Origin of the sequence: Paucilactobacillus suebicus DSM 5007 = KCTC 3549 (genome assembly GCF_001434475.1) — a bacterium.
GTDB classification, from domain to species: Bacteria; Bacillota; Bacilli; order Lactobacillales; family Lactobacillaceae; genus Paucilactobacillus; species Paucilactobacillus suebicus.
On sequence record NZ_AZGF01000032.1, the window covers coordinates 15,792 to 27,784 of the forward strand.

The following is an 11,993-nucleotide window of genomic DNA, read 5'->3' on the forward strand; positions in this document are numbered from 1 at the left end:
CACAACTGTGACAATCGTCGATGATGATAACAATGGTGCTGTGATTAGTACCATTACTGTTACTGGCGTTACTGATGGAACATCAGCCTATGATGTCACGACTGATATTCCGGAACATGATGTGGTTGCGCTCAATAGTTCAGCTACCGGCACGATTGATTTCACCAGTGCCGGTGCCGAACCAATTGTTGTTCATGTTGAGAAGGAAACCACTACCTACACTATTCAGTGGGTTAACAACGGCACAGTCGTTAGTACTGGTACGATCAGCGGGAAATATGGTACCGCCACTGATGATGGCAACCTTAGTGAGGTATTAACACCAGTCACGGACGCGATTAACATGCTAGCTGGAACCTCTAAGGAAGCATTTATCGATGCATATGGTCAGGCAGCTTACGATGAAATAGCCGCTAATTTGGCTGGCACAACCGTCCCTACTAATTATTATTATCAGTTAGTTACGTCTTATCCATTGGGTGACGAAGAATATGCTTTAGGTATAACGTTGTTGGTCAATGGTGATCAGCTCACTACTGATGCAAACGGTAACTTGGTACCAGTTGACTTACCAGCTACATTTGGTGACAATGATGAAACTATCACGATCAATTACACCGAGCCGATTGTTAATTTGAGTCGTAATGTTAACTTAACTACTTATTATGTTGGCGCAGGCGATCAAACTCCAGCCGATAATACAGTTAATTACACCTCATCTGATTCTGACATGAATTATGCCGAGTTTAAGATTGATTTGGGACAAGATGACAACGCCAATGATATTAATGTTAATCATGTACTCAATGGAACGACCGACACAGCGATTACACCAGTCATCACACCAGTCATCGCCGGTTACACGGCTGATCAAGCTGCTTCATTTACCGGTGTTGCTAATGGTAGCAGCGTTTACCAAAAATTAACTGATTATGCGACGGCCGGCAATACGATTGATTATTACAATATTAGTTCAGATGTTCAGACTGCTTTGGGACTATCGGATCAAGATATTGCTGACTATTACGAGTATATCAAGGACTATTATGGCATTTATACTGACCCGACAACCGGTGACGAATATGAAGATGGTGTTGATATCACCCAGTTAACAAGTCAAGTAACTGAGTTAAATAATGAAAACGAAAATCCGGATCTTACTGACAGCCAAAAACAAGATATTTTAGCTCAGCTAAAGACCTTAATGCAACAAGCTGTTATCGGCATCATTGATTTTCAGCACATGGATATTAACGCCACAGATACCGTTACTTACACAGCTAATCCGCAAACTATCACCGTCACATATGTTGACGACACAACCGGGACAACAATGAGCACAGCTAAACTAACTGGTGTGACTGATGAAACTGGAACTTACACGGCAGTATTTCCAGCAAATTACGCGTTGGCAGCTAAGCAGTCAGGAACTGTTAACTATCAGTTCTCAGCGAATGCTGATGCAAACAACATAACAATTCATTTGGTTCACCAAACTGAAACTGTGACAAGACCATATACCCTGACACTTAACACAACAGGGATCAGCGGTGACGATGCACCAGCCGTTAAGACAATTACCACAAACGTCAATTATACCCATGATTTAGTTAATAACACGTATACTAGTCAGTATGCTGGTGACGAAGATGGTCTGACACTGGTGGACTTTTTAAACTTATTAAACCAGACCGATGCTGGTATTTCACCATACGATCTGTCATTAAACGATCTCTCAATTAGTGCTCCAGCTGTTGATAATTACACAGTCACATCAGTCACGATTGATGGTCAGACGTTTAATACTGATGATGTGATGTTCGCACTTCAAGACAATCATGTGGTGATCACGTCTGGTTCAGGCGATTCAGCAATCGCTCTAGCCAGTTTACTATCTGATTATGGCGATGGCAGTGCCCTGAGTGATACATGGACATTCAATTATACGCATAACGATGTTTCAACTAAGATTAATTATGTCGATGATGACAATAATGAGGCGCTTGTGTCATCAACACCAATTACTGGCGCATATGATAGTACGGTTGAGTGGACCGCTACTGCTCCTAAAGGATATGAGTTAGCAAGTAATCAAGCTAGCTCAGGGACAGTTGACCTGAATTCAGACGACGTTGCCGCCGTGACGGTTCACTTGGTTCACGCAACTAGGACAGACACGATTAATAACACGGGTAGTGTGACGGTCATCGATACTGATAATGGCGCCACCCTTGGCAGTTACGATAATACCTATGATGTCACTGGTACAAGCGATGAAATCAACAATGATGTGACAGAATTTAATATCACTCAGGGTAACAACGACAATGATACTATCAGCTACGCAGGCTACAATCTGGATGATGTTACTTACACTGTGACTAGTGAAGAGGCTTCAGATGGTGCCCAATCCACATTTGTTGCCCAAATAGGTAATGGCTCGGCGACGATCACGGTTGATATTGAACAAGGTGATAATTCAAGTCATACGATCACAAAGATTGATCAGACAACCGGTGTTGATGTCACTAATACAACTAATGGAGTTACCCAAACTAAGCACCTTGATTGGGGTGATCCACAATTAGATGGCTACGATTATCAGGAATTCATGACCGAAGAACTGGGCAAGACCGTTCCGGCAACCGTCGCACAATTTAACGCTGATAATTATCCTCTCGATTTGGATCAGGATAGTGTCAACACCGCCAACTTTAATGACATCATTGACCAAATGTTTACCGATGGGTACAGTCAAGCAACTGGCCAATTAGCAGGTTCTGCTGATGAACAGTTAACTTACAATATTGCCGTAACCCTTGATGTTTCAGCTAAGACACAATCCACCAACATCAGCTTTGTGGATAATGATAATAGTGATGCAACTGTGCCAGATAAAGATGGCGCTAATGAAATTACGGTTAGTGGTGTGACAGATGGCACTACTAATTACGATGTTACCAGTGAAATTCCGGCTGGCTACGCTCTAGCAAATGGGCAATCAGCGACTGGGACGGTTACATTTACCGCCAATGGTGCTGATCCAATCACAATTCAGTTGGTTCACAAACATGAAACTTCGACGGTGCAACAAACTGTTACAACGGCATTTGTACCAGCTAACTCAAATGTTAATGAGGCATTGTTGCCGAGCGATAACACACAAACCATCACCTGGACGATTGATCACGACGAAGCAACTGGTATCTGGACAGCAACGCCTGATGTAACGACGATCAATGCGGTAACCGCACCAATTATTCAGGCCAACGACACGACAACTTATGTGCCAGAAGAGTCAGGCACTGATGCTAAAACACTGACCACAATCACGGGTGATACTGATCCAACCGCTTCTTTAGCCGGACACACCCAAACGATTAAGTATGATGCGATGCAAGTCACCAACACAAACCCACAGGTTAAGAGTGATGTGCCAAGTACATCACCTAGTGCACAACAGTATTCGGTTAAATATGTGGATAGTGTCACCGGTGAAACCGTTGGTACTAGCACGTTCATTGGTAACAGCGGTGATATTGTGACTGCCAACGTACCAGAGGGTTATGTGCTGACTCCAGGTGAGTCAAGTACGCAAACGATTGGTGACGAGACAACATCAATTACGTTTACGGTAACGACACCAAAGGGGCAAGATACAGCTGGTAACCCACAAATTAAAACGGCAGTTCCGTCAACTTCTCCAAGTACGACGGTACAAACTGGAACTACGGCACCATCAAATGGTCAACAGGAAGACAATGTAACGGCTGAAAATCAGTCGAATTCTGATACCATTTCATCAGCTCAACCTCAAGTTGTTTCAAATACAACTGGCCAGAGTGATGAAATTACGACTGCCAAACAGGCTGCTAAGACCAATGATCAAGCTAAATCCGGTAAACTACCACAGACGAGTGACCAAGAAGACAAGGCCGCCACGCTACTGGGATTGACTTCTATGTCAATGTTGCTGACGATGTTAGGACTGAAACGTCGTAAAAGAAACTAGATTGACACTTTAAAAACGGGATCGACTTTATGAAAGTCGGTCCCGTTTTTGTGTGGGTAAATTTTTTGAAAGGTCGGACCCGTGAAGTGTTCATGGTCTCTGTTAATTATGCTAAGATAGTTCTGTATAACAAAACGAACAATTGGAGTGGAATGACATGAGTGAGAAACCAAAATTCGGTGTGGGGGCCGACGCAAGTTCTAACGTTAATAATGTTGCATCTGAAAAAAGTGGTCGTGTAACACAGGAAAGTACCGGCAGTGCCAGTCAAAAGCCAAGCTTTGGTACGGGGACTAGCAGTGTTGATGATACCGACAACACCAACAGATTTGGGACTGGCAATGAAACAGATAGTTCACAGAAAAACAGCAGCTTTTTGGCCGGGGTGCTAAAATTACAAACAAAGCAATTTTGGATCGCACAGTACGTGATTTCTGCAATTATTTTGTTAATTTTTTTATCTCTTGATCACCAAGTTTTATCATCGCTAATCTACGTTTTAAACTTTATTCTGTACCCGGTCACGGTGACTTTATTTACAGAGGGTGCACGCATGCTACACATTGAGAATGGTGTCACGGCACTATTTAGTGGCAGTCAATCTCCAACCCAACGAAGTGGTGCCGGATTAATTATTTACTGGGTTATTCGGGTGATAGTGATCGCCTTTTCATGGGGATTTTCAATTATTTTAGGAATTATTGGGCTGATTTACATGAATCATGAAGCCAAAAAAATGGGCTTTTAGCCGGAGGTAAGCAATGAGACGAGCAATTTCAGTTGGCAAGGGATTTAGAAAACATTCGCTCCAAGAAGCAATTAAGATGGCGGGAGCTGGGGATGCCATTGTGTTTGATGCCGGTGACTATGAATATCCGAATGGAATTAGTATCTCTAAGGGCATCGATATCATCTTTAGAGGCAATGGTGACACAGCCGCGGACGTTAATCTGGCCTCATATATTGTGGCTAAGGAAAATAGTAATGTTCACATTGAAAATATGACGATCACTGCTGGTGATTCTCATAATGCGGTGTATGCGGTCGGTGGCTCATCTGTGACGATGCAAAATGTGGCCGTTAAATCTGAAAGTACCAAATATCCAGCAGTCTACATTGATGGTGCAACTGTGAATGCTAGCGCTTGTGAATTTAGAGATCAGCACCTGGGCGCTGTGAATGTGATGAATCAAGCAGAGTTCAGCTGTGATTCATCGGTTGTCGAGAACCTCTTTATTAGTAAAGCAACTTCTCATGTTAATAATTCGGAACTATCAGGTTATATTGCCATAGTAGGTGAAGATGCTGAACTTCATCTGGACGATGCCTACATTAAAAATGAAAACAGCTATGCTAACCATGATTATCTATTGGCTGCCTATGGTGGTGGCCAAGTCTTCGCAAATAGCCTCCACTTTGAAGATCCATTTAGCCATTTATGGGTCAATCATGGATATATGCAGTTTATTAATCCACAGATTGGCACTAGCCAAACGATTGAAGCAACATCGGATGAGTATTCGACGATTGAGGGGGATGCTGACCGAATTAAGATCACCTACCCACAAGCACAAACTGCCTCGTCAAATAGTGATGAAACTCAAACTAGTGAGGATAGCAACGACGATAATAGCGAGGATACCACTGAAACTGACACGCAAAATGATGAGCAACAAGAAAACCAGACTGAGGAACAGAGTGCGTTAACTGAGCTCCAAAATATGATTGGGCTTGAAAGCGTGAAAGAAACAGCAAAAAAGTTCATTAGTTTGGCCACTTATAATAAACAACGTGAGGCGGATGGATTGCCGCAACTAGATCAGTCACTTCATTCATTATTCTTAGGTAATCCCGGCACAGGGAAAACAACTGTTGCTCGTCTATTAGCGAAGGCACTGTTTGAAGAAGGGGTCATCGCCGAAGATAAGCTGGTCGAAGTTTCTCGCCAAGACCTAGTGTCACAAAATGTTGGTGGCACTGCGATTCAAACCAAACAAAAACTGGAAGAAGCCACGGGTGGCGTGCTGTTTGTCGATGAAGCATACACGTTGTATCAAGATGGCAGTATGAACTGGGGCCAAGAAGCACTCGACACAATCCTGAAGTACATGGAAGATCACCGGGATGATCTGATGATTATCTTTGCTGGTTATACCGATGAAATGAAAAAATTCTTGAGTATGAATGAAGGACTTGCTTCTCGTGTCCCTAATACATTTGATTTTGAGGATTACTCGGACGATGAAATTGCGCAAATTGGGGCACTACAGCTGCACGCTAAGAAGTTTGAATTTAACGAGCAACTGTATCATGATGTTGTCGTGCAGGCTTATAACCTGACCAATGATTCTTCAAATGGACGCTGGGTGCGTAACTTTAACGAAAAATTGATGCGTGATGTGGCACTTTACGTGATTGAAAATCATATCCAAGATACTAATGCAATTCCTGATGAACTATTAACGACGATGATCGGCGGTAGTGCCGAAGAAAAGAGCAATAACGTCGATCAAATCGTGGCGGAATTGGATGCCATGATTGGACTTAAATCAGTGAAAGATTTTGTTCATAACTTGGTCAAACAGGTGCAAGCTGATAAGGCACTTGGTGAATCTAGTTTTGGCGCCGGTAACTACCATATGGTGTTCGAAGGTGAACCCGGCACTGGTAAAACAACGGTTGCCAGAATCATTGCCAAAATCTTCTATAACCTCGGCATTCTAGAAAAAGATACGGTCAAAGAAGTTGATCGCACTGACCTAGTTGGTGCCTACATTGGTCATACCGAAAAGAATACTAAAGAAGTAATTGAGAACTCACTCGGTGGCGTATTGTTTGTGGATGAAGCCTACCAGTTGAGTAGTGGTGGTGAAAATGACTTTGGTAAGCAAGCGATTGAAACCATGATTACGGAACTAGAAAATCATCGTGGCGAATTTGTGGCAATCTTTGCCGGCTATACCGATGATATGGAGAAGTTCTTGCAAGCTAACTCCGGATTGAGATCGCGGGTGCCATTGAAGATTGAATTTGATTCTTACACGCCTGAAGAAATTGCCCAGATTGTTTCCTTGCAGTTAACCCATGCCAAGTGGACGTTCAATGAAGGCCTGCTGACGGGCACCGTTAAGAGTATCTATGGACGCCTGCCTCAAGAAGAACAAAGTAATGGTCGTTGGGCTCGTAACTACGTTGAAAAGTTGGTTAGAGCGCAGAAGGTTTGGATTGTGGAAAAGCAGCCTGAAGATATGCGAGATATTCCTGATGATGTCGTGTTGGATAATGCGTTGGAATATCGACAGTAGGGATTTAATATGCTGGTGGTGATCCTTAGAAGGATTGGTACTGGCATTTTTTTGCTCTTTTTTTTATAAATTTCAAGTTCGAGCTCTTTTTTGTTAAATTTGCCGAAACGTGTTAAAAAAATCAGGACCTGCCGTGTAAACAAGGAAAGGCCCATATCCCAAAGTACGGGATACGGGTCTTTCCTTGCTTACACAACTGGTCCTGAACGATTTTTTTAACACTCTGATCTAGAATACAACCACCGGTGTTCCCAGTGCTACCTGAGGATAAAGCTTAGCGATGAATGCTGGTGGGTTGTTTACACATCCGTGACTACCATGACTTAAGTACCATGAGCCACCATATTGTGGTTGCCATGGTGAATCATGTAATCCAACGCCGGTATCATTAATTGGCATCCAGTAACTTACTGGTTGTGAATATCCTTGGCCCTTTAAAATAGCATTGCGTTGCTTGCTCCAAACGTCAAATACACCTGATGGCGTGGCGTGACCCTTGTTCGGGTTACCGGTATCAACGGCGGAGCTCATTACCATCTTGCCATCTTTGTAGTAGTACTCCATCTGATTTTGCTTATCAACTTCGATGTAAGTATTACCAATATCACTACCATCAGCGTGGTAGCCCATTCCTTTATGGATGATATCCTTATGGAATGTTTTACCAGCTTTCACTGCACTCACGAGAACTGGGATTTCCTTAGTATGGTTAACGGTCCAACCATAAATGCCGGCGGGGACATCGACTGTGCCACTCGCTGTCGACTTGAAGTGACGGGTCTTATAATAAGTTCCGTACTTGTGATCAATTGAAGTTAGGTAGTTGTCGATCTTAGACTTTGAAATCGTCATTGTTGTACCTTTAATATCGATCCAACTCTGAACTTCAGCCTTTGATACTTTAACTTCTTTGTTTTCAATCTTGAAGGTACCAGAAACATTCGCAATCTTAGTTAGCTTTGTTTTCAGATTCTTAAAGCTCTTCATGCTGGTTGTAACCTGGGGTGTCACATAGGTTTTCTTCAGGTTAACCGTGTTTTGATCGGCTAAAACGCTCTTTTTGATCGTTGAAGTTAACTTAGTTGCTGAAATTAGATTACCTTTGTGTTCCCTTGTTGTAACCAATTTACCGTTCTTAAATGATAGAGCGGCATCACGCGGGGCAACACGATTTTTATTTAGTTTAGCAGCCGTGGAGGTGCTGAACTGATTTAAAGTATCATCATTAATAATTGCAGTAGCTTTACTCAAACTAGCAGTTGGCTTAGTAAATAGATGAATCGGCCAACTCCAAGCATTTTGACTGTTCTTGACGGTCGTCAGCATGCCACCAAAATCTTTACTCATGCCGATTTCGGCACCGGTCGCAGTAGTGACGGTTTTACTACCATCTTTGAACGTGTACTTAGTGGTCTTAATATTATCCTTTAAAGTACTGTTGGCCTGCGTAGTCGTTTTACCGGCAATCTTGATCCCAAAGATCTCGGTTTTCGGTAAAAATTTATTCTGATAGTGGATCGCACCGCCGATATAGATGACGAGCAGTACCACAATCGGGATCGCCCACCAGAGTATTTTGCGCATCGACTGATTTGTTCCCTGATTCCTCACAGTTATCCTCCTAAGAAACTACATAAAAATGACATAGTTTCGTCATATTGTAACATTCGTAAGTATATCACGTCTGGCGGGCGGGGCAATGCCTTTACAACATTATTTAACGAACAAGTGTTTGTATGATAAATTGGTCTATTCGCCTGGAAAAATAAAATCGATGTGAATGAATACCATGTAATTTTAATAAACTACCAGAAAACACCCGATTTAGATTATCTAAATCGGGCGTTTCTTCATTTAATGTATTATTGATTCTGAGTATGAGGCAAAATAATTCGCACCAATAGTGTTGCTTAACTTACATGAATCAGGTGATTAATGTTTTTGGTCTAGTCATAATCCTTCATTCATAATTTGAACTCTTTGTTGCACATTTTTCTTCCAGTGACTGACTGTTGCTTTGGAGACACCATGGAGTCTAGCAAGCTCTGTCATTGACTGATGATTGATCACACAGCCAAGTAAGTAGCGTTGCTCATTCACAGATGAAGCGGCGTAAACTCGCTTGAAGATATCCATGTAAAGTAGGCTGTTAAAATCATTATTTCTGATGGCAATTTCAAATAGCTGCGCATCCTTGATCTCATCGGTAATACTATCGTTATCCAGTGAAAATTCATGGAAGGTGTTTTGACTATTCTCTCTTCTTAAGATATCGAGTAATCGCCAGCGGATTTTCCAATATACAAAATTCATGAATTTTTGGACATCCAAATCAATTTCTTCTTGATAGTTTAGGTATGTCTCGACAAAGGTCAGCCAACCTTCGTGACTGAAGTCTTCGTACTTTGGGTGACTCTTAGTAATGCCAATTTTCTTCATGGCACCATAGATGACAGCTTCGTGATTGTCAGAATTAATAAATGCGTATGCTGCTTGTTGTTTTTCCATGTTCATTTCTCGATAACCTCTTTGAATTTAGTTATCGGGGCCCCGATGACACATAGAATATCTGAGTGATTATGAGAGAGCAATTACAGAAAAATAGTAAAATACGACAAAAAATGGCCTTTTTGGTACTAAAATTACAATTTGTGTATCTTTTATCAAACTTTTGGTTGATTTATGCAAAATTGGTCTGTATATTGGAATATTGTTTTGAGACCCAAAATGATATATTAAAAAATTTTATTTATATAGGGGGCGCCATATATGCAAAAACCATTTCTAAACAGTCGAATGTTTAACTTTGAAAACTTAGCTGAAGAGCCAATCAAAATTATCGACAGTGCCAAAATTCGTTGGGATGACACACTTATTTTTCGAGAAGCAAAGATCAATAACGAAAAATTGACCGTGATTTTATACGATTACGGAGAAATAATTGGCGTCCATCAACCAATCAGTAAAATGATAACGGAATTTGCCCGTGAGGTTGGATTAAATAACGTGATTACGAGGGCAAATGCAAGAGTGTGCAATGTTGGTAAATGTATGCCAGTCACTAATGGCCGATTTCAGATGATCCCAACTTGCGGTGTGCGTAACGATGATGTGATGTGGTTCATGAAGCACCGCGTGTTGAGTGCCGGTGCCGATCCGAAAGATGGCCTGTTATTAATCGCGTTTGAAGAAAATATTCAGGTTAAAATAAATTTGAGTGAGGCAGTTTATAATAGGCGAACTCGACAAGCCGATGAAATTTCTTCACTGCAATTTGGCTATCTAGAATATATTAAATACAGATATGGTGCTGAAGGTTATCAGCATACCGGTGGACGGATTCCGGTTGAGGACAGACACTTGAATGAAGAGCGGCGATTGCTGAGAACACTGTGTGTTGATGCGGCTATTGATACTTTAGAAAAACTGGCTGAAAAAATTTTTGGTCAAAAACTTTCTGATGACGAAAAAAAGGATTTTATCAGTATGTTAGAGCAACCGTTTCACATTTAGAAACTGTGTTCGGTTACAACCGTATATTGACTTGAAGTTCAAAACATGGGAAACTATGCAGTGAATTGTGAAAAGATTGTGAACATTGTTAAAAAATGATAACAGTGGCACCAGGAGGCCAGTGACAAATGAGTGAAGATCATCAAATTGATGAGCAACGCAAGCAACCGCATCATCACCACCACCATCATCACCGCAAACATATATTTAGAAATGTTGTGTTGACGATTGTTGGAGTGCTAGTTTTAGCGGGCGTTGTCTTTGCAGGAATTTCGTGGAAGAATCTTAGTAATATGACGACGGGGATGTACCAGAGTTCAGGTGCTGATAAGTCTCGTAATGCAAATTCAGTGCTGAAGAACAAGAAGCCGGTTTCGATTTTGCTTCTGGGGACCGATACCGGTGACCTTGGCCGTGATTACAAGGGCCGTACCGATACGATGATTATTATGACGCTGAATCCTAAGACTGGTAAGACAACTATGACGAGTATTCCTCGTGATATGTATGTTAATTTACCGGATTACCCTCAATATTCACCAGCTAAGATCAATGCGGCATACGCATTTGGCGGTGTAAAGGAATCAATCAACGTTGTGCAAAAAGAATTCAAGATTCCGATTGATTATTACGTACTTGTAAATATGGGTGGCATGAAAAAAGCCATCGATCAAGTTGGCGGTGTTGATGTCACTTCACCATTGACATTTAGCTATAACGGTTCCAGCTTTACTGAGGGTAAGAAGCAGCATATGAATGGTGAGACTGCTTTGAACTTCTCACGGATGCGCCATCAGGATCCACAAGGCGACTATGGTCGTCAGGAGCGTCAACGTTTAGTTATTACTGCTTTGTTGCGTAAATCAATTTCATACAAGACTGTCTTGAATAAGGCATTCTTAAATTCAATTTCAAAACAGTCTAAGACGGACTTAACGTTCAGTCAGATGACCAAGTTAGCGCTCAACTATCGTGGAGCATCTAAGACTGTTAAGTCAGACTATGTTAAGGGGACGGGTAAGATGATTAGTGGTCAGTCATTCCAGATGGTATCAACGAATGAAAGGCAAACTACATCTAACAACGTTCGTGATAACTTAGGTTTAAAACGAGTACAAATCGGTGACTAAAAAGGTTCTTCGTCAAGAAGTACTGATATAAAA

General features: G+C 41.7%; 7 protein-coding genes. 5 read left to right on the forward strand and 2 right to left on the reverse strand.

Translation table 11 applies throughout. From position 1 onward, the window contains the following. The first annotated feature begins 7 nt into the window (after nucleotides 1–7). From FD16_RS10440 to FD16_RS10450, 3 genes are all read left to right on the forward strand, one after another. Nucleotides 8–4,012, forward strand: coding sequence for a mucin-binding protein (locus FD16_RS10440; RefSeq protein ID WP_010622594.1), 4,005 nt, complete (start codon nucleotides 8–10; stop codon nucleotides 4,010–4,012). Nucleotides 4,013–4,169: 157 nt separating this feature from the next. Next, on the forward strand, nucleotides 4,170–4,760 hold the full coding sequence (locus FD16_RS10445) for a hypothetical protein (RefSeq protein WP_010622595.1): 591 nt from the start codon (nucleotides 4,170–4,172) through the stop codon (nucleotides 4,758–4,760). A 13-nt stretch (nucleotides 4,761–4,773) separates the two neighbouring features. Further along, nucleotides 4,774–7,317, forward strand: a complete 2,544-nt coding sequence (locus FD16_RS10450; protein ID WP_010622596.1) for an AAA family ATPase — start codon at nucleotides 4,774–4,776, stop codon at nucleotides 7,315–7,317. A gap of 228 nt (nucleotides 7,318–7,545) precedes the next feature. On the opposite strand, the gene FD16_RS10455 is transcribed toward FD16_RS10450, so the two are convergent. Both FD16_RS10455 and FD16_RS10460 read right to left on the reverse strand, forming a co-directional pair. Next, a complete protein-coding gene (locus FD16_RS10455) occupies nucleotides 7,546–8,928 on the reverse strand; it encodes a L,D-transpeptidase family protein (protein WP_010622597.1) in 1,383 nt (460 codons plus the stop codon). 339 nt (nucleotides 8,929–9,267) lie between these two features. Then, nucleotides 9,268–9,825 (reverse strand): sigma-70 RNA polymerase sigma factor region 4 domain-containing protein, encoded by a 558-nt coding sequence (locus tag FD16_RS10460; RefSeq protein WP_156403252.1) that lies wholly within the window; start codon nucleotides 9,823–9,825, stop codon nucleotides 9,268–9,270. Nucleotides 9,826–10,086: 261 nt separating this feature from the next. Between FD16_RS10460 and FD16_RS10465 the strand changes: the two genes are divergently transcribed. Both FD16_RS10465 and FD16_RS10470 read left to right on the forward strand, forming a co-directional pair. Beyond that, on the forward strand, nucleotides 10,087–10,830 hold the full coding sequence (locus FD16_RS10465) for a hypothetical protein (protein WP_010622599.1): 744 nt from the start codon (nucleotides 10,087–10,089) through the stop codon (nucleotides 10,828–10,830). Between the two features lie 128 nt (nucleotides 10,831–10,958). Beyond that, a complete protein-coding gene (locus FD16_RS10470; RefSeq protein ID WP_010622600.1) occupies nucleotides 10,959–11,960 on the forward strand; it encodes an LCP family protein in 1,002 nt (333 codons plus the stop codon). Nucleotides 11,961–11,993 lie beyond the last annotated feature (33 nt).

Coding starts and splice junctions, on each gene's coding strand:
- FD16_RS10445 (WP_010622595.1), top strand. CDS start 4,170: ATGAGTGAGAAACCAAAATTCGGTGTGGGGGCCGACGCAAGTTCTAAC.
- FD16_RS10450 (WP_010622596.1), top strand. CDS start 4,774: ATGAGACGAGCAATTTCAGTTGGCAAGGGATTTAGAAAACATTCGCTC.
- FD16_RS10460 (WP_156403252.1), bottom strand. CDS start 9,825: ATGGAAAAACAACAAGCAGCATACGCATTTATTAATTCTGACAATCAC.
- FD16_RS10465 (WP_010622599.1), top strand. CDS start 10,087: ATGCAAAAACCATTTCTAAACAGTCGAATGTTTAACTTTGAAAACTTA.
- FD16_RS10470 (WP_010622600.1), top strand. CDS start 10,959: ATGAGTGAAGATCATCAAATTGATGAGCAACGCAAGCAACCGCATCAT.